The organism is Streptomyces sp. NPDC001380 (assembly GCF_042895785.1).
GTDB lineage: Bacteria > Actinomycetota > Actinomycetes > Streptomycetales > Streptomycetaceae > Peterkaempfera.
In genome coordinates this window covers 268988-286421 of sequence record NZ_JBIAWP010000003.1, presented here as the reverse complement: position 1 = coordinate 286421, position 17434 = coordinate 268988, and the positions used below count along the sequence as shown (strand labels likewise).

At 76.9% G+C, this 17434-nt stretch carries 17 protein-coding genes; 9 read left to right on the top strand and 8 right to left on the bottom strand.

From position 1 onward, the window contains the following. The first annotated feature begins 193 nt into the window (after positions 1-193). Entirely contained in the window at positions 194-838 is a 645-nt protein-coding gene (locus tag ACFY07_RS06160; protein ID WP_390867599.1) for an ATP-binding protein, read from the top strand. A 334-nt stretch (positions 839-1172) separates the two neighbouring features. Here the strand turns inward: ACFY07_RS06160 and ACFY07_RS06155 are convergent, their stop codons facing one another. Further along, positions 1173-2039: a SigE family RNA polymerase sigma factor gene (locus ACFY07_RS06155; protein WP_390867598.1), complete on the bottom strand. Its 867-nt coding sequence runs from the start codon at positions 2037-2039 to the stop codon at positions 1173-1175. Between the two features lie 398 nt (positions 2040-2437). Here ACFY07_RS06155 and ACFY07_RS06150 point away from each other — a divergent pair, with 398 nt between their 5' ends. From ACFY07_RS06150 to ACFY07_RS06130, 5 genes are all read left to right on the top strand, one after another. Continuing rightward, a complete protein-coding gene (locus ACFY07_RS06150) occupies positions 2438-3115 on the top strand; it encodes a response regulator transcription factor (RefSeq protein ID WP_111491002.1) in 678 nt (225 codons plus the stop codon). 117 nt (positions 3116-3232) lie between these two features. Further along, a complete protein-coding gene (locus ACFY07_RS06145; RefSeq protein WP_390867676.1) occupies positions 3233-4888 on the top strand; it encodes an ATP-binding protein in 1656 nt (551 codons plus the stop codon). After that, entirely contained in the window at positions 4885-5202 is a 318-nt protein-coding gene (locus ACFY07_RS06140; protein WP_390867597.1) for a hypothetical protein, read from the top strand. The genes ACFY07_RS06145 and ACFY07_RS06140 overlap by 4 nt, the downstream gene beginning before the upstream one ends. Before the next feature lie 125 nt (positions 5203-5327). Further along, entirely contained in the window at positions 5328-6035 is a 708-nt protein-coding gene (locus ACFY07_RS06135; RefSeq protein ID WP_390867596.1) for a VanZ family protein, read from the top strand. Between the two features lie 317 nt (positions 6036-6352). After that, a complete protein-coding gene (locus ACFY07_RS06130; protein ID WP_390867595.1) occupies positions 6353-6535 on the top strand; it encodes a PspC domain-containing protein in 183 nt (60 codons plus the stop codon). Positions 6536-6657: 122 nt separating this feature from the next. On the opposite strand, the gene ACFY07_RS06125 is transcribed toward ACFY07_RS06130, so the two are convergent. From ACFY07_RS06125 to ACFY07_RS06115, 3 genes are all read right to left on the bottom strand, one after another. Continuing rightward, positions 6658-7218, bottom strand: coding sequence for a hypothetical protein (locus ACFY07_RS06125; RefSeq protein WP_390867594.1), 561 nt, complete (start codon positions 7216-7218; stop codon positions 6658-6660). A gap of 220 nt (positions 7219-7438) precedes the next feature. Continuing rightward, positions 7439-8590 (bottom strand): adenosine deaminase, encoded by a 1152-nt coding sequence (locus ACFY07_RS06120; RefSeq protein ID WP_390867592.1) that lies wholly within the window; start codon positions 8588-8590, stop codon positions 7439-7441. Positions 8591-8928: 338 nt separating this feature from the next. Then, positions 8929-9855 (bottom strand): LysR family transcriptional regulator, encoded by a 927-nt coding sequence (locus ACFY07_RS06115; protein ID WP_390867674.1) that lies wholly within the window; start codon positions 9853-9855, stop codon positions 8929-8931. A gap of 105 nt (positions 9856-9960) precedes the next feature. On the opposite strand from ACFY07_RS06115, the gene ACFY07_RS06110 reads away from it, so the two are divergent. From ACFY07_RS06110 to ACFY07_RS06100, 3 genes are all read left to right on the top strand, one after another. Continuing rightward, positions 9961-11250 carry an MFS transporter gene (locus ACFY07_RS06110; RefSeq protein WP_390867591.1) on the top strand — a complete coding sequence of 430 codons (1290 nt, stop codon included), beginning with the start codon at positions 9961-9963 and terminating at the stop codon, positions 11248-11250. Between the two features lie 184 nt (positions 11251-11434). Then, the gene (locus tag ACFY07_RS06105; RefSeq protein ID WP_390867590.1) at positions 11435-12166 is read left to right on the top strand and encodes a class I SAM-dependent methyltransferase; all 732 of its coding nucleotides are present in this window, start codon (positions 11435-11437) and stop codon (positions 12164-12166) included. 113 nt (positions 12167-12279) lie between these two features. Next, on the top strand, positions 12280-12663 hold the full coding sequence (locus tag ACFY07_RS06100) for a GNAT family N-acetyltransferase (RefSeq protein ID WP_390867589.1): 384 nt from the start codon (positions 12280-12282) through the stop codon (positions 12661-12663). Between the two features lie 471 nt (positions 12664-13134). Here ACFY07_RS06100 and ACFY07_RS06095 read toward each other — a convergent pair whose 3' ends face one another. From ACFY07_RS06095 to ACFY07_RS06080, 4 genes are all read right to left on the bottom strand, one after another. Next, positions 13135-14412 (bottom strand): thymidine phosphorylase, encoded by a 1278-nt coding sequence (locus tag ACFY07_RS06095; protein WP_390867588.1) that lies wholly within the window; start codon positions 14410-14412, stop codon positions 13135-13137. A 191-nt stretch (positions 14413-14603) separates the two neighbouring features. After that, positions 14604-14951, bottom strand: a complete 348-nt coding sequence (locus ACFY07_RS06090) for a cytidine deaminase (protein ID WP_230649066.1) — start codon at positions 14949-14951, stop codon at positions 14604-14606. 65 nt (positions 14952-15016) lie between these two features. Continuing rightward, positions 15017-16315, bottom strand: a complete 1299-nt coding sequence (locus ACFY07_RS06085; protein ID WP_390867587.1) for an ABC transporter permease — start codon at positions 16313-16315, stop codon at positions 15017-15019. Further along, positions 16312-17433, bottom strand: coding sequence for an ABC transporter permease (locus ACFY07_RS06080; protein ID WP_390867586.1), 1122 nt, complete (start codon positions 17431-17433; stop codon positions 16312-16314). Before ACFY07_RS06080 ends, ACFY07_RS06085 begins: the two co-directional genes overlap by 4 nt. Between the last annotated feature and the right edge of the window lies 1 nt (position 17434).

Here is a 17434-nt window from a genome sequence, read left to right as displayed (position 1 = left end):
GGTGCGGCACGCCGGGCTGCGCCGCCGGGCGCGACCCGCGGCCGCGCAGGACGGACCCCGTGGCCGCGGCTGCCGCCCCGCCCGAGGAGCGCAGCCGTCCACCCGCACCGCGGACGGCTTCAAGGGACTTGAGAGCGGCGTCACGGTCAGGGGGGTGTGAGGGGCGCACCCTCATGCGTCAGACTGGTGTCCCGTGAGCGACTCCCCCGTGAACCCCGTGCCGATCCTCCCTGCCCGCGTCGTGCTGCTGTCCGGGCCCTCCGGATCGGGGAAGTCGTCGCTGGCCGAGCGGATCGGACTGCCGGTCCTCCAGCTCGACGACTTCTACAAGGACGGGGACGACCCCACGCTGCCGCTGCTGCCGGACGGCAGCGGCGCGGTGGACTGGGACTCCCCGCTCTCCTGGCACGCCGAGGACGCGATGGCCGCGATCCGGCTCCTCGCGGAGACCGGGCGGGCCGAGGTGCCGGTGTACTCCATCCCCGACAACGGCCGGACCGGCACCCGCGTGCTGGAGCTGGCCGGCGCCGCCGCGTTCGTGGCGGAGGGGATCTTCGCCGCGGAGATCGCGGCGCGGTGCGCGGCCGAGGGCCTGCTCGGCGACGCGATCTGCCTGCGGAACCGGCCGCTGACCACCGCCTGGCGCCGCTTCCGCCGCGACGTGCGGGAGGGCCGCAAGTCGGTGCCGTTCCTGCTCCGGCGCGGCTGGCGGCTGATGCGGGCCGAGCGCGGGATCGTGGCCCGGCAGGAGGCGCTGGGCGCGTACGCGTGCGCGGGGGCGGAGGCGCTGCGCCGGGTGCAGGCGGTGGCCGAGGTCCGGGAGCCGGCGGCGGTCTGACCCGCCGGGGCCCCGCGGCCCCGCCCGCGCATCCCCGCCCGCACCCGCACCCGGGGCCGTGGCGGCGGTGCGCGGGCAGGGCGGGGACGGCCGCGGCCGGCGGCCCGGGGCACGGGAAGGGGCCCGGCGCCTCTCCCCCCGGCGCCGGGCCCCTCCTGCGGTCCTCCCCCGTCGGCGACGGCTCCCCCGAGCCGGCACCGGAGTCCCGCTGTCCCCCTCCCGTTCCCCCGGTTCCCCCTCCGTCCCGGCCGGTCCCCCCGGACCGTCCGGGCCCCTCCCGTCCCACCCGACGGAAGTCCTCGCGGGCGCCCTCGCGGGCACCGCGCACCCTGCCTCAGGCGACCAGCTCGCCGAAGGCCCGGGCGAGGTCGCCGCCCCGGTTGAGGGTGTCGTCCTCGCGCAGCCGGCGCAGGGCGCGCCAGATGCTGCTCTTGACGGTGCCGACGCTGATGCCGAGCACGTCGGCGATCTCCGGGTCGGTCCGGCCCTCGTAGTAGCGCAGCACCAGCATGGTGCGCTGCTGCTCGGGCAGCTTGGCGAGCGCCTGCCACAGCACGGCCCGCAGCTCGGTCCCGCCCATGGCGTCGGTGTCGCCGGCCGCCTCGGGCATCTCCTCGGTCGGGTACTCGTTGACCTTCCGGCGGCGCCAGGCGGAGATGTGCAGGTTGGTCATGGTGCGGCGCAGGTAGCCGCCGACGGCCGCCTTGTCGGAGATCCGGCCCCAGGCCCGGTAGGTGCTGAAGAGCGCGGTCTGCAGCAGGTCCTCGGCCTCGTGGCGGTCGCCGGTGAGGTGGTAGGCCGTGGCGTACAGGGAGGCGCGCCGCTCGCGGACGTACGCGGTGAAGTCCTCGGTGTGGTCCACCTCGGGCTCCGCCGCGGGCGCGAACGCCCCCTGTGCGCCTCCCCGTGCGCCGCGCCCGGCCCGGTCCAGGTACTGGACCTGGCCGCCGGCACCCCCCGGGAGGTCGGCCGCCGCGGGGAGGACCCCCCGCAGCGCCACGGCGCCCGTACCGCCGCCGGTCCCGTCGGCGGCGGGCTGCCGCCGTCCGGTCCCGAACAGCCGGTCCCCCCCGGCCTGGTGGACGCACCCCCGCACGCCCACCGCACCGGCGGCCTCGTCGGCCCGGACGGGCCGGCGGCCGGACGAGGGGCGCACGGACCGGACAGGCGAAGCGGTCCTGGTCTGAAGCGTTGCGTTCATCGTGCGCCCCCGTGTCGGTACGAGCGGATGGTTCCGGTGCCCCGGGTCCGATCCGGCCCCCGTCTCCCCTCGGGTGCGGCCGGAGGTCCTTGCGGGCCCCTTCTCCGTGACAACGAAAAGCTTGCCCGCGGCGCGTCATGGCGCTGTCCGCCGACTGTCACAGGGCTGTCACAGGGGCGGAGGGCCGGTCGCCGGGCAGGCGGGCGCCCGGCACGGCGGCTGCTGCGGCCGCGCCCTCCGGCACCTTCCACGCACGCACGGGCCCCCGCGGTTCCGCAGGGCGGCCCCCCGTCGGACGGCGGGGGCGAACGCCGCAAACCGGGGCACGGTGCGCGCGTCGCGGACGGAACCGGGCGGGGCGGGTGAACCGGCGGGCCGGAGTGGGTCAGAATGTGCCCGTGCCGTTCCTACTGCTCATCGAGGACGACGACGCGATCCGCACCGGCCTCGAACTCGCCCTGACCCGCCAGGGCCACCGTGTGATGGCCGCCGCCTCGGGCGAGGACGGCCTGAAGCTGTTCAAGGAGCAGCGTCCGGACCTGATCGTCCTGGACGTGATGCTGCCCGGGATCGACGGCTTCGAGGTCTGCCGGCGCATCCGCCGCTCCGACCAGTTGCCGATCATCCTGCTGACCGCCCGCAGCGACGACATCGACGTGGTGGTCGGCCTGGAGTCCGGCGCCGACGACTACGTCGTCAAACCGGTGCAGCCGCGGGTGCTCGACGCCCGCATCCGGGCCGTGCTGCGCCGCGGCGAGCGCGAGAGCTCCGACTCGGCCGCGTACGGGTCGGTGGTGATCGACCGGGCGGCCATGACGGTCACCAAGAACGGCGAGGACCTGCAGCTCACCCCGACCGAGCTGCGGCTGCTGCTGGAGCTCAGCCGCCGCCCGGGCCAGGCCCTCTCCCGCCAGCAGCTGCTGCGGCTGGTGTGGGAGCACGACTACCTGGGCGACTCCCGGCTGGTGGACGCCTGCGTGCAGCGGCTGCGGGCGAAGGTGGAGGATGTACCGTCGTCGCCGACGCTGATCCGGACCGTGCGCGGGGTCGGATACCGGCTCGACCCCCCCTCGTAGCAGCGTCCCGCCCCCTCCGGGCGGCGGGACCGGACCCCACGGAATGCGGACGTGACGGACTATCAGGAGACCGCCCCGCCGCGCGGCGTGGCGGAAGGCGAGCGGCCGGGCCGCCGGATGCGGCTGACGTCGCTGCGGATACGGCTGATCGCGGTGTTCGCCCTGGTCGCGCTGACCGCGGCGGTGTCGGCGTCGGGGATCGCGTACTGGCTGAACCGGGACGCCGTCCTCAAGCGGGCCCAGGACAGCGCCCTCAACGACTTCCGCGACTCCCTCACCCGCAACGTCTCGGAGATGCCGCTCGCACCGGACTGCCGGGACCTGCAGGCCCTGGCCCGGGTGGTGGCCAGCCCGCCGCCCGGCCTGAACTACCAGGTCGTGGTGGTCGACGCCGCCCACCCCGACTGCACGGCCTCGTCCCTGCCCGAGCAGTTCACCCTGGCCCGCGTCCCGGCCGCCCTGCGGGCCGCGGTGCCGGTCGCACGCCCCCTGGGGGACGGCAACAGCTACCGCTACCACCTGTACTGGCAGCGGGTGGTCCTGGACGGCGAGCCGTTCCTGGTCGGCGGCACCCGCATCGTGCCGACCGGGCCCACGGCGTACATGTTCAAGTCGCTGGGCGACGAGCGGGCCGACCTCGACACGCTCGCCTGGTCGCTGGGCATCGCCGCCCTGCTCGCCCTCGTGGGCTCGGCGCTGCTGGCGCAGGCCGCCTCCGCCACCGTGCTGCGGCCGGTGCAGCGGCTCGGCGAGGCGGCGCGCCGGCTGGGCGAGGGCCGCTGGGACACCCGGCTGGAGGTCCGCGGCGCCGACGAGCTGGCCGACGTGGCGCGGACCTTCAACAGCACCGCCGAGGCGCTGGCCGCCCAGGTCGAGGAGCTGAGCGCGCGGGAGGCGGCGAGCCGCCGGTTCGTCGCCGACATGTCGCACGAGCTGCGCACCCCGCTGACCGCGATGACCGCCGTGACGGACATCCTGGAGGACGAGGCCGACGCGCTCGACCCGATGATCGAGCCCGCCGTGCGGCTGGTCGTCAGCGAGACGCGCAGGCTCTCCGACCTGGTGGAGAACCTCATGGAGGTCACCCGGTTCGACGCCGGGACGGCGAAGCTGGTCGCGGACGAGGTGGACATCGCCGACCTGATCATGTCCTGCATCGACGGGCGGGCCTGGTTCGACGCGGTGGAGCTGGACGCCCCGCGCGGCATGGTCGCCCGGGTCGACCCGCGGCGGCTGGACGTGGTCTTCGCCAACCTGATCGGCAACGCCCTCAAGCACGGCGGCTCGCCGGTCGTGGTGCGGGTGCGCACCGAGCCGCGCCCCGCACACGTGCGGACCGCGGAGGGGCGGGCCGTGCTCCCGCCGGAGGAGCAGGTCGTCGTCGAGGTCCGGGACAGTGGGCCCGGTATCCCCGAGGACGTGCTGCCGCACGTCTTCGACCGGTTCTACAAGGCCGACAAGGGCCGGGCGCGGTCCGAGGGCAGCGGGCTCGGCCTCTCCATCGCGATGGAGAACGCCCGCATCCACGGCGGTACCATCACCGCCGCGAACGCCCCCGCGAAGCCCGACGGCTCGCCGGGCGGGGCGGTGTTCACCCTGGTCCTGCCGAAGGAGCCCTCCGGCGGGCCGGGCGGCGGACCGGCCGACGCGGACCCGCCGGGCGGGAGCGGCGGGCGCGGGAGCGCCGGGGACGCCGGGGGCGCCGCAGGCGGTGCGGGTGTGCAGGACGGGAGCGCGGGCAAGGGCGCGGGCGCGGGAAGGGGACAGCGGTGAGCGGTGGGGTGCGGAGCGCCTGCAGGGGCGCGGCGGTGGTCGTGCTGCTGGGCGCCTCGGTGGCCGCGTGCGGCATCCGGCCCACGGCCGTGCCCGTGGACGCGGGCGCCCCGGCGAGCCGCACCGCGTGTCCGACGGCGCCCGCCGACGTCACCGCGGCCCCGAGCGGGACCGCCGTGGCGGGCGCCCTGGCCGCGCCCTTCGCCGCCAAGCAGCCGACGGCGCCCGGCTCCCCCACGGCCTTCGGCCCCGCCGCGCCGCCGACGGCCCGCCCCTCGGCGACCCCCGGCTGCCTGCGGGACGCCCGCCCCTGACACCGGCGGGGCCGCCGCCGGCCGGCCCCGGACGGGACCGGACGGTCCGGCGCCGGACGCCGGGTCCGCGGAACGGACCGTTCCCGCGCGGAACCGCCCGGTCCGTACCGCGCGTCCTTCCGCACGTGCAGCGAGGAGGCACCGGCGTACGGGCCGGGGACGGCCGGCAGCCCGGACAGGGACGGCGGAGGGCCGCACCGGCGGTCTGGGCGTCGCCGCGGCCGCCCGCGACCCCGGCGCTCCGCACCGCCGGCCTGGTGCTGCTCGGCGTCCACCTGGCGGTCGTGGCCTGGTTCGCCCTCCGCCCGGTGCCCGTCGCCTGGGTGTACGACGCCAACCTGCGGCCCTTCGCCTCCATCGGCCGCGACCTGTCCGCGGGCACGGCGGAGAGCTACCGCCGCCTCGCCCTGGGCGTGCTGGCCATGGCGCCGCTCGGGGTGCTGCTGCCGCTCGCCGACGGCAGGACGGGCGTGCGCTGGCTGCCGTCGCTGCTGCGGACCCTGGCCGCGGCGGGCCTGATCCGCACCGGGCTGGAGTTCCTGCAGACGTGCGTGCCCGGGCACGTCCTCGACGTGGACGACGTGCTGCTGGGCCTGTTCGGCGTGGCCGCGGCCCACCTGGCCGTGGTGCCCGCGGCACGGGCCCGGCTGCGCCGCCGCGGCGGCCGGCCGGGCCCGTCGGAGGCGGACGCCCCGGAGGGTGCGGCGGGCGGACCCGGGGGTGCGGCGGCCGCCCCGGCGGGCGGCCTGCTCCCGCGCCGCCGGCGGCCGGTGCAGGACGCGGCCGCCGCCCCGGCGCCGTACGAGGTGGCGCAGGCCCGCGGACCGTCCTGAGCGCTCCCGGACGGGCGGACCGGCGGCCCGTGCGCGGCCGGCCGGGGCGCGTGCGGCCGGGGCGGGAGCGGTCGGTTCCGGTGCGGCCCGGGCGGGTACGGCAGGGGCCGGGGCGGGACCGGGCCGGAACGGCTCGGACCGGCCGGTGACCCCGAGAGGGCCCCTGACGGCCCCCCGGGAACGGGACCGGCGTGACCCCGGGGGATCCGGGGGTCGCGGATCGGCGTACGGACCGATGCCGGACGTGCCGCCGCGGCGGAGGATCGAGGCGGACGGCAGGCCTGGAGGGGCCGGCCGGAACGCAGGAGGAGATCCCCATGACCACGCTCGCCCGCCCCCGCCACCACCGCGTCGTCGCCGGCGTCTGCGCCGGACTCGCGGAGCGCTTCGGCCTGACCCCGTGGACGGTGCGGGTGGTCTTCCTGGCCTCCTGCCTGCTGCCGGGTCCCCAGTTCCTGCTCTACCTGGCCCTGTGGCTGCTGCTCCCCCAGGAGCCGTGACCGGCCGGCGGCGCCCCGGGCGCGGGGCCGGGCTCCGGGGGCCCGCCCCCGGACGGCACGGAGGCCCGCCCCCCGGGACGGCAGGTTCCGGGGGGCGGGCCTCCGCCGCGCGCGGAGCGCGGTCAGCCGCCGAGCATGCCGCCCAGGCCGCCGAAGCCGCCGAGGCCGCCGCCGTTCGCCCCTCCGGCGCCCGTGCCGTTGCCGCCGAAGCCGTTGCCGAAGCCGTTCCCGGCCCCGCCGTTGCCGCCGAGGCCGCCGCCGAGCCCCCCGCCGCCCAGGGCGCCCAGGACCTGGCCCACCGGGCCGCCGACCGAGTTGCCGCGGGCACCGGGGGTCACGGAGACGCCGCCGGCCCGGTGCTGCCGGGGCCGGTTCTGCTCGGCCAGGTGCCCGGCGGCCTGGGCGGCGCCGGCCAGGGTCGGCTGGAGCGTCTGGAGGCCCTCCGAGGCGATGCGGGCCCCGGTGCCGGGGTTGAGGTCGCCCAGGGTGCTGCCGACGGTCCCGGCGAGGGGCAGCTGTCCGAGGGTGCCGGTGACGGGACTGCCGGCGAGGGCGCTCCCGGCGGGGAGCGGCAGGGCGCCGGCCTGCGCGGCCGGGGCTGCGGCGGCGGTGCCCGCGGCTCCCGCCGCGAGGGCGGCTCCGAGCACGGCGGTGCCTGCGGTCCTGAGGGCGGCCTTCTTCATGGGGGTTCCTCGTGGTGCTGGTGGCGTGCGGCGCCGGGGGGTGCGCCCTGCTACGCCTCGTGTGCTGTGGAGCACCCACCGTAGTGACGCCGGTCGCCGCCGGACAAACGGCGTCCCCCGCACGGCGCAACGCGCGCCGGACGGGGGACGGGCGCCGGACGGGCCCCGGACGGGCCCCGGAGGGGGCGGACGGCGGGGCCGCGCCGGGCGCGGCGCGCGGTCACACCCGCTCGGCACCGCCGAAGAGCCACTCGGCCTTGAGCTCCGCGTAGCCGGGCTTGATCACGTCGTTGATCATGGCCAGGCGCTCGTCGAACGGCAGGAACGCGGACTTCATCGCGTTGACGGTGAACCACTGCAGGTCGTCCAGGGTGTAGGCGAAGGCGTCCACCAGGTGCTGGAACTCGCGGCTCATGCTGGTCCCGCTCATCAGCCGGTTGTCGGTGTTGACCGTGACCCGGAAGTGCAGGCGGCGCAGCAGGCCGATGGGGTGCTCCGCGTACGAGGAGGCGGCGCCGGTCTGCAGGTTGGAGGTGGGGCACATCTCCAGCGGGACGCGCCGGTCCCGCACGTACGCCGCCAGCCGGCCCAGCCGCACCTCGCCGACGGGGCCGGTCGTGATGTCGTCGATGATGCGGACGCCGTGGCCGAGGCGGTCGGCGCCGCACCACTGGAGCGCCTGCCAGATGGAGGGCAGGCCGAAGGCCTCCCCGGCGTGGATGGTGAAGTGGTTGTTCTCCCGCTTGAGGTACTCGAACGCGTCGAGGTGCCGGGTGGGCGGGTGGCCCGCCTCGGCGCCGGCGATGTCGAAGCCGGCCACGCCGCGGTCGCGGTAGGCGTTGGCGAGCTCGGCGATCTCCAGCGAGCGGGCGGCGTGGCGCATGGCGGTGAGCAGCGCGCCGACCCGGATGCGGTGCCCGTTCTCGCGGGCCCGGCGCTCGCCCAGCCGGAAGCCCTCGTTGACGGCCTCGACGACCTCCTCCAGGGTGAGCCCGGCCTCCAGGTGCTGCTCGGGGGCGTAGCGCACCTCGGCGTAGACGACGCCGTCGGCGGCGAGGTCCTCGGCGCATTCGGCGGCGACCCGGACCAGCGCCTCACGGGTCTGCATCACGGCGCAGGTGTGGGCGAAGGTCTCCAGGTAGCGCTCCAGGGAGCCGGAGTCGGCGGCCTCCCGGAACCACAGGCCGAGCTTGTCGGGGTCGGTGGTGGGCAGGCCCTCGTAGCCGCACGCGGCGGCGAGCTCCACGATGGTCCGCGGGCGCAGGCCGCCGTCGAGGTGGTCGTGGAGCAGCACCTTGGGGGCGCGGCGGATCTGGTCCGCGGTGGGGGTGTGCGGGGCCGTGCCCGCGCCGGTGGCAATCGTGTTCTCCATTGGCCAACGATAGCGCCTACGCGCGTAGAAGTGGCGTTTCGAGTCGGTATCGTTCCCCGGAGCACCCGGCGTCCGCCGGGCGGTACCGGCCTCCACCGCCACCGGCCCCGGACGCACCGCTCCCGCCGCCGGGCGGGGGCCGGAACGCCGCCCGCCCCTCCGGACGGCGGGCCCCCTCCGCAGGGCGACACGAACCCCGGCCCGGAGGACGGCACGCTCACCGGCACCGGCACCGGCACCGGCACCGGCACCGTGCACGCGCGGGCCGGGAACGGCGGCAGGGCCTTCCTCCGCACCGTGGACGGTGCGATGGTGCGCCCCCGGCCCGCGCCCCTCCCTCAGTCGTGGTCGAGCAGCCGTCCGCGCCGCGACAGGACGAAGTCGCGGAACTCGGCCACCGGCCGCGTCGCCGGGCGGCCCGCCACCCAGGCCAGCCCGATGGCGCGGCGGGTGCGGGGCGCGGTGACGTCCAGCTCCACCACCCCGGGCCGCGGCACCAGCGCCGGGGGCAGCAGCGCCACGCCGAGCCCCGCCGCGACCAGGCCGCGCAGCGTCTCCGCGTCCTCCCCCTCGAAGGCCACCCGGGGCGCGAACCCGGCCTCCTCGCAGAAGCCCTCCAGGAGCACCCGCAGCCCGTACCCGCGCTCCACCGCGACGAACGGCTCGTCCGCCACCTCGGCGAGCCGGACGCGGCGGCGCCCGGCCAGCCGGTGGTCGGCCGGGACGGCCAGGTGGAGGCGCTGCTCGTCCAGCGGGCGGGCCTCCAGGTCGGGCGCGTCCGGCAGCGGCGAGACCAGGCACAGGTCCAGCTCGCCGGAGCGCAGCCGCCCCAGCATGGCGGCGACGTAGTCCTGCACGAGCTGGAACCGCACCCGGGGGTGGTCGGCGCGGAAGCCGCGCAGCAGCGCCGGCACCGCGTCCGTCCCCATGGTGTGGAGGAAGCCGAACACGACCCGCCCGGCCTCCGGGTCCGCCTCCGCCCGCGCCGCCTCCGCGCCCCGCTCCAGCTCGGCCAGCGCCCGCTCGACCGAGCCCAGCAGCACCCGGCCCGCCCGGGTGAGCCGCACCGTGCGCCCCTGCCGGGCGAGCAGCGCCACCCCCAGCTCCTCCTCCAGCCGCGCCACCGTGCGGCTGAGGGTCGGCTGCGGCACGGCCAGCAGCTGCGCGGCCCGGGTCACGTGCTCCAGCCGGGCCACCGCGGCGAACCGGGCGAGCCGGGGCGCCAGCAGTCCCGCGGGACCGTCCGGTCCCAGCTCGGCGAGCATCCCGGGAAGGTCCTGCGGCTCCTGCCTGGTCTCATACGCCACGGCATCGATTCTGCCCGCCGCATGCATTGGACGCATCGAACGGCACCGTCCTACGTTCGGACCATGCCAGCCGCCAGTACCGGGGCGTCCGCGGCCGTGCCGCCGGACGCCCGTGCCGCCGCCGTCCCCGACCTCCGCCACCGCGCCGGCGAGCGCGGCTACCGCCGCGCCAACCTGGCCCTCTTCGCCGCGGGCATGGCCACCTTCGTGCTGCTGTACTGCACGCAGGGCCTGCTGCCGGTCCTCTCCGCCGACCTCGGCCTCACCCCCGGGCAGGCGAGCTGGACCGCGTCCGCCGCCACGCTGGGCCTGGCCGCGGCGCTGCTGCCCGCCAGCGCGCTCTCCGACCGGTACGGGCGGACCGCCGTCATGACGGCCTCGGTGTCCGGCGCCGCACTGATCGGCCTCGCGCTGCCCTTCGCCCCGGACCTCACCGCCCTGGTGGCGCTGCGGGCCCTCCAGGGCGCCGCCCTCGCGGGGCTGCCCGCCACCGCCATGGCCTACCTCGCCGAGGAGGTGCACCCCTCCGCCCTGGCGGGCGCCATGGGCCTGTACGTGGCCGGCAACAGCATCGGCGGCATGGGCGGGCGGCTGCTGTCCGGCTGGACCGCCGCCGCCTGGGGCTGGCGCTGGGGCGTGGCGTCGACCGCCGTCCTCGCCCTCGCCTGCGCGGCGGCCTTCCGGCTGCTGGTGCCCGCCGCCCGGCACTTCCGCCGCGCCCCGGTCGACCCGCGGGCGCTCGCCCGCACCGTCGCCGGGCACCTGCGCAACCCGCTGCTGGCGCGGCTGTACGCGCTGGGCGCGCTCTTCATGGCGGTCTTCGGCGCCGTCTACACCACCGCCGGGTACCGGCTGGTCGCCGAGCCCTTCCGCCTGCCCGAGTCGGCCGCCGCCTCCGTCTTCGCCGTCTACCTGGTGGGCACCGCCACCTCGGCGGGCGCCGGGCGGCTGGCGGGCCGGCTCGGCCGGCGCGGCGCCCTGTACGCGGCGACCGGCACCACCGTGGCGGGCCTGCTGGTCAGCCTCGGCGACACCCTCGCCTGCGCCCTGCTCGGCCTGGTCCTGATCACCGGCGGCTTCTTCGCCGGCCACGCGGTGGCCTCCTCGTCCGTCGGGCGGACCGCCGCGACCGGCCGCGCCCAGGCGTCGGCGCTGTACCTGATCGCGTACTACACGGGGAACAGCCTCGGCGGCACCCTCGGCGCCGACGCCTTCCACGCCGCCGGGTGGCCGGGCACCGCCGCCGTCGGCCTGACCGCGATGGTCCTCGCGGCCGGCATCACCCTGTACGCCACCCGCCGCGCCCTCGCCGACCGCCGGGCGGGCGTCCGCGCCCTGTCGGGCTCCGCCTAGCCGCAGGGCGCCGGACCCCGCCCGGACGGATGCGGTCGGGGCGGAGCCGTCCCCGTCCGCCGCCGTGCGGAGCCGGTCCGCGGGGCGGGGGCGGGGCGGGCCCCCCGGTCCGCGCCCGGGCAGCGGGGCCGCCGGGGGCGGAAAACCGGTCGCCGGGGGCGGGTCCGGGGCGCAGACTGGCGCGGTGCCCGACCTCGCCTTCTCCGACCCGGACCTGGCCGCCCTGTACGACGTGCTCAACCCCTGGCGGCCGTGCGACGACTTCCACCTGGGCCTCGTGATGCCTGCGGCCTCCGTGCTCGACGTCGGCTGCGGGACGGGCGCGCTGCTGCGCCGGGCCCGCGAGGAGGGCCGCACCGGGCGGCTGTGCGGGCTCGACCCCGCCGCCGCGATGCTCGACCGGGCCCGGGCGCGGCCTGACGTGGAGTGGGTCCTCGGCGACCTCGGCACGGCCGGGTGGCGCGAGGAGTTCGACCTGGCGGTGATGACCGGCCACGCCTTCCAGGTCCTCGTCGGCGACGACGAGGTGCGGGCCGCGCTCGCCGCCGTCCGCGCCGCCCTCGCCCCCGGCGGCCGCTTCGCGTTCGAGACCCGCAACCCGGCCGCCCGGGCGTGGGAGCGCTGGACCCCGGACCGCGCGGTGGAGGCCGTGGACGCCGCCGGACGCCCGGTACGGGTCTCGCACGCGGTGGAGGAGGCGTCGGGGGGCGTCGTCCGCTTCACCGAGACCTACACCGGCCCCGCCTGGGACCGCCCGCGGGTGAGCCGCAGCACCCTGCGGTTCCTCGGGCCGGAGGCGCTGGCGGACTTCCTGGCCGGGGCGGGCCTGGCGGTGGAGGAGCAGTACGGGGACTGGGACCGCAGCCCGCTGACCGCGGCCTCCCCCGAGATCGTCACCGTCGCCCGCCGCCCCTGACCGGCCCGCGCCCCGGAGGCCGGTCCGCCCGCCCCCGCGCCCGTCGGCATGCACCGGCCGGCCCGCGACAATCCGGTGGCCCCGGCGGGCCGCCGCCGCTAGTCTGCGCCGCCGTGACAGGAACTCCCGCAGCGGAGCCGGTGATCCGCCCCGAGACGTCCGCCGACCACGCCCTGATCCGCGAGGTCCACGCGCGGGCCTTCGGCGACGCCGTCCGCGTCCCGGGCCTGGTGGACGCGCTGCGGACCGCCCCCGCAGCCCTGGAGCCGCTCTCCTTCGTCGCCGTGCACGACGGCCGGGTGGTCGGCCACGTGATGCTCAGCGCGGGCCGTCTGGACGCCCCGTCGCGGATCGTGGACGTCCTCACCCTCTCACCCCTGGGCGTGCTCCCCGAGCACCAGGGCCGCGGCATCGGCACCCGGCTCGTCGCCCACGCCCTGGCCGCCGCCGCGGCCGCGGAGGCACCGCTGGTCTTCCTGGAGGGCCCACCGGGCTAGTACGGCGCCCGCGGCTTCGAGCGCGCCGACACCGCCGGCTTCCGCTCCCCGTCGCTGCGCATCCCTCCCCCGGCCTTCCAGGCCGCCCGGCTCCCCGCGTACGAACCGTGGATGACCGGCACCTTCGTCTACGCGGAGACCTTCTGGACGCTGGACTGCGTGGGCCTGCGCGAGGAGGGCGGCGACGGCTGACGCCGCACCGCCCGGGGGCGGACGGCCCCGGCGGCCGGCCGGCGCGCCGGAGCCGGAGGGGCTGCCCGAGGGGGCGCTGCGGACGGTCGACGGCACCGCGGCCGCCCCGGTCGCCCCGCACGCCGGACTGGACCGGCTGCCCGAGGCGGTCGCCGCGCTGCGCGGCCTGCGCTCCCTCGACCTCGTGGAGAACACGCTCGCCCCCGAGGCCGTCGGCCCGGGGCGTGCGGGGGGTCCGCGGCCGGACGGCCGCGGACCCCCCGCACACATGACGCTCCGTCAGACGATCCGGTCCAGGACGATCGGGGACGGCGTGAAGGCGGTGCCCGCCGGGGCCACGGAGACCGCGCCGTCGAGGGCCTCGGCCGCGTAGGCGAAGCGCTCGGGGGTGTCGGTGTGGAGGGTGAGCAGCGGCTGCCCCTCGGTGACGGTGTCGCCGGGCTTGGCGTGGATCTCCACGCCGGCGCCCGCCTGCACCGGGTCCTCCTTGCGGGCGCGGCCCGCGCCGAGGCGCCAGGCGCAGACGCCGACGGCGTACGCGTCGAGGCCGGTGAGCACGCCGGAGGCGGGGGCGGTGACGACCTGGCGCTCGCGGGCGACGGGCAGCTCCGCGTCGGGGTCGCCGCCCTGGGCCGCGATCATCCGGCGCCAGTGGTCCATGGCGGAGCCGTCGCGCAGGGCGTCGGCCGGGTCCTTGCCGTGGACGCCGGCCGCGGCGAGCATCTCGCGGGCGAGCGCGAGGGTGAGCTCGACGACGTCGGCGGGGCCGCCGCCGGCCAGCACCTCCAGCGACTCGCGGACCTCCAGCGCGTTGCCCGCGGTGAGGCCGAGCGGGGTGGACATGTCGGTGAGCAGGGCGCGGGTCTCGACGCCGGCGGCCCTCCCGAGGCCGACCATGGTGCGGGCGAGCTCGCGGGCGTCGTCGAGGTTCTTCATGAAGGCGCCGGAGCCGACCTTGACGTCGAGGACCAGGGCGCCGGTGCCCTCGGCGATCTTCTTGCTCATGATGGAGCTGGCGATCAGCGGGATGGCCTCGACGGTGCCGGTGACGTCGCGCAGGGCGTACAGCTTCTTGTCGGCCGGGGCGAGGCCGTCGCCGGCGGCGCAGATCACGGCGCCGCAGTCGCGCAGGGTGCGCATCATCTCGTCGTTGGAGAGCAGCGCCCGCCAGCCGGGGACGGACTCCAGCTTGTCCAGGGTGCCGCCGGTGTGGCCGAGGCCGCGGCCGGAGAGCTGCGGGACGGCGGCGCCGCAGGCGGCGACCAGCGGGGCGAGCGGCAGGGTGATCTTGTCGCCGACGCCGCCGGTGGAGTGCTTGTCGGCGGTGGGCAGCGGCAGGGAGGAGAAGTCCATCCGCTCGCCGGAGCGGATCATGGCATCGGTCCAGCGGCTGATCTCACGGGCGTTCATGCCGTTGAGGAGGATCGCCATGGCGAGCGCGGACATCTGCTCGTCGGCGACGTCGCCGCGGGTGTAGGCGTCGATCACCCAGTCGATCTGCGCGTCGGTCAGCTCGCCGCGGTCGCGCTTGGTCCGGATCACGGAGATGGCGTCCATGGGGTTCCTTGCTGTGGGGAGGAAGCACGAGGAGTGTCGCGCCCCGGCCGGGGCCGGTGGGCCGGGACCGGGCGCGACACTCCTCGGGGGCACCCGTCGGGAAGACCCGCCGGGGTGCGTTCGGGTGTGCAGGGACCGCCGGGCCGGCGGACCGCCGGATCGGCGGGCCGCCGGGCCGGGGGACCGCCGGGTCAGCGGCCCGGGAGCCGCTCGGGGCCGAAGGCGTCGGGCAGGACCTCGCGCATCGGGCGGATGCCCGACGGCAGGTCGACCAGGAGGTCCGGGCCGCCGTGCTCGTGGAGCAGCTGGCGGCAGCGGCCGCACGGCATGAGCCGCTCGCCCTCGCCGTCGCAGCAGGTGAAAGCCACCAGCCGGCCGCCGCCGCTGAGGTGCAGGGCGGAGACCAGACCGCACTCGGCGCAGAGGCCGAGCCCGTAGGAGGCGTTCTCCACGTTGCAGCCGGTGACCGTGCGGCCGTCCTCGACCAGGGCGGCGGCGCCGACCGGGTACTTGCTGTACGGGACGTACGCGTGGGCCATGGCGTCCCGCGCGGCGGCCCGCAGGCCCTCCCAGTCGACGGCCGCGTCCGCGTCCCGGGCGGGCGTCACTTGCCCTGTCCCCTGCGGTAGACGAGGCCGTCCGCCTTGGGCATCCGCAGCCGCTGCGAGGCCAGGGAGAGCACCAGCAGCGTGGCCACGTACGGGGTGGCGCCGACGAACTCGATCGGCACGGTGTCGGTCGTGGCGTACCAGACCAGCAGCCCCGCGCCGGCGACCGCGCTGACGACGGCGGCGGTCCACCGGCGGCGGTAGGCCCGCCACAGGGCGATGACCAGCAGCAGCACGGCGACCAGGAGCAGCAGGGCGTGGACGGAGGGGCCGCCGTTGCGGAGCTGCAGCGAGTCGGTGTAGCCGAAGAGGCCCGCGCCCATGGCGAGGCCGCCCGGCCGCCAGTTGCCGAAGATCATCGCCGCGAGGCCGATGTAGCCGCGGCCGCCGGTCTGGCCCTCGTTGTAGATGTGCGAGGGGACCATGGCGATGAAGACGCCGCCGAGGCCCGCCAGGGCGCCGGAGGCGATGACGGCCAGGTACTTGTAGCGGTAGACGTTGACGCCGAGGGACTCGGCGGCGGTCGGGTTCTCGCCGCAGGAGCGCAGCCGCAGGCCGAAGGCGGTCTTCCAGAGCGCGAAGAAGGTGCCGATCAGCAGGGCCACCGCCAGCAGCGTCAGCAGCGACACGTCGGTGGTGAGGCCGCCGAGGATGCCCGCGACGTCCGAGACCAGGAACCAGTGGTGCGCCGCGACCTTGTCCAGCCAGTCCGAGACCCACGGGAGCGAGACGCTGCCGATGTCGTCGATCGGCGGGGACTGCTTGGGGCTGCCCGCCGGCTTGTCGGCGAAGACCAGCTTGGCGAGGTACTGGGTGGCGCCCAGCGCCAGGATGTTGATGGCCACACCGGAGACGATGTGGTCGACGCCGATGGTGACGGTGACGAAGGCGTGGACCAGGCCGCCGAGCGCGCCGCCGACCATGCCGGCCAGCACGCCGAGCCAGGGGCTGGTCTGCCAGCCGGCCCAGGCGCCGAAGAAGGTCCCGAGGATCATCATGCCCTCGAGGCCGATGTTGACCACGCCGGCCCGCTCGGCCCACAGGCCGCCGAGGCCGGCCAGGCCGATCGGCACGGCCATGGTGAGGGCGCCGGCGATCTGGCCGGGGGAGGTGACGTCCTGGGCGCCGGTGAGGGCGCGCACGGCCGAGACCGCCACCAGGGCGCCCGCGACGATCAGCAGGACCACCGCCGGGGAGAGCCTGCGGCGGCCGGTCAGGCGGGCGGCCTGGCCGGCGCCGGTGGTTCCGGCGAGGGCCTCGGCGGTCTTGTCGCCGGTGGGGCTGGGGGCGCTCACGCCGGCACCTCCTGGTTCTGGGTCTGGACGGCCTGGGCGGCGAGCTCGCGGCCCACCCGGCTCTGCTGGCGGCGCAGCCCGTACCGGCGGACCAGCTCGTAGGCGACCACGACGGCGAGGACGATGACGCCCTGGATGACGCCGGCGATCTCCTTGTCGTAGCCCGCCATCTCCAGGTGGCCGGTGGCGCGCTCGATGAAGGCCCACAGCAGTGCGCCGACGGCGACGCCGATCGGGTTGTTGCGGCCGAGGAGGGCCACCGAGATGCCGGTGAAGCCGACGCCGGCCGGGAAGTTGAGGCTGTACTGGTAGGAGTTGTTCAGCAGCTCCGGCATGCCGACCAGGCCGGCCATGGCGCCGGAGATCAGCATGGCGGTGACGACCATCCGCCTGACGTTGACGCCGCTGGCGAGGGCGGCGCTGTCCGAGCCGCCGGCGGTGCGCAGGTCGAAGCCGAAGCGGGTGCGGGACAGGCCCCACCAGAAGGCGACGCCGGCGACGACCGCGACGAGGAGGAAGCCCCACAGGGGGCCGCCCTTCGTCGCGAACGAGAAGAAGTGGCCGGAGTCGGGGATGAGCGGGGTGGCGACGTTCCCGGAGGAGTCCAGGTTCGCGAGCCGGCTCGGGTTGAGCAGGTAGGAGATCAGGTAGGTGGCGATCGCGTTGAGCATGATGGTCGAGATGACCTCGCTCACGCCGCGGGTCACCTTGAGCGCGCCGGCGATGCCGGCCCACATGGCGCCGACCAGCATGGCCACCAGCACGATCACCAGGACGTGCAGCACGCCCGGCAGGTGCAGCTGGGCGCCGACCACGGCGGCGAAGAAGGCCGCCATGCGGTACTGGCCGTCCACGCCGATGTTGAACAGGTTCATCCGGAAGCCCAGGGCGACCGCGAGACCCGCGAGGTAGTAGGTGGTCGCCTTGTTGAGGATGTAGACCTGGCTGTCGGCCTTGGCGCCGTAGTCCAGCATCTCGGAGAACGCCTGGAAGGGGTCCTTGCCGGAGGCGAGCAGCACCAGGGCGGTGACGACCAGGGCGGTGACCACGGCGAGCACCGGGGCCGCGAGGCCGAGGAGCAGCCGCTCCCCGTCCAGCTTCTTCAGGGACTTGTTCATG

Coding starts and splice junctions, on each gene's coding strand:
- ACFY07_RS06155 (WP_390867598.1), bottom strand. CDS start 2,039: ATGAACGCAACGCTTCAGACCAGGACCGCTTCGCCTGTCCGGTCCGTG.
- ACFY07_RS06145 (WP_390867676.1), top strand. CDS start 3,233: ATGCGGCTGACGTCGCTGCGGATACGGCTGATCGCGGTGTTCGCCCTG.
- ACFY07_RS06130 (WP_390867595.1), top strand. CDS start 6,353: ATGACCACGCTCGCCCGCCCCCGCCACCACCGCGTCGTCGCCGGCGTC.
- ACFY07_RS06125 (WP_390867594.1), bottom strand. CDS start 7,218: ATGAAGAAGGCCGCCCTCAGGACCGCAGGCACCGCCGTGCTCGGAGCC.
- ACFY07_RS06120 (WP_390867592.1), bottom strand. CDS start 8,590: ATGGAGAACACGATTGCCACCGGCGCGGGCACGGCCCCGCACACCCCC.
- ACFY07_RS06115 (WP_390867674.1), bottom strand. CDS start 9,855: ATGCTCGCCGAGCTGGGACCGGACGGTCCCGCGGGACTGCTGGCGCCC.
- ACFY07_RS06110 (WP_390867591.1), top strand. CDS start 9,961: ATGCCAGCCGCCAGTACCGGGGCGTCCGCGGCCGTGCCGCCGGACGCC.
- ACFY07_RS06095 (WP_390867588.1), bottom strand. CDS start 14,412: ATGGACGCCATCTCCGTGATCCGGACCAAGCGCGACCGCGGCGAGCTG.
- ACFY07_RS06090 (WP_230649066.1), bottom strand. CDS start 14,951: ATGGCCCACGCGTACGTCCCGTACAGCAAGTACCCGGTCGGCGCCGCC.
- ACFY07_RS06080 (WP_390867586.1), bottom strand. CDS start 17,433: ATGAACAAGTCCCTGAAGAAGCTGGACGGGGAGCGGCTGCTCCTCGGC.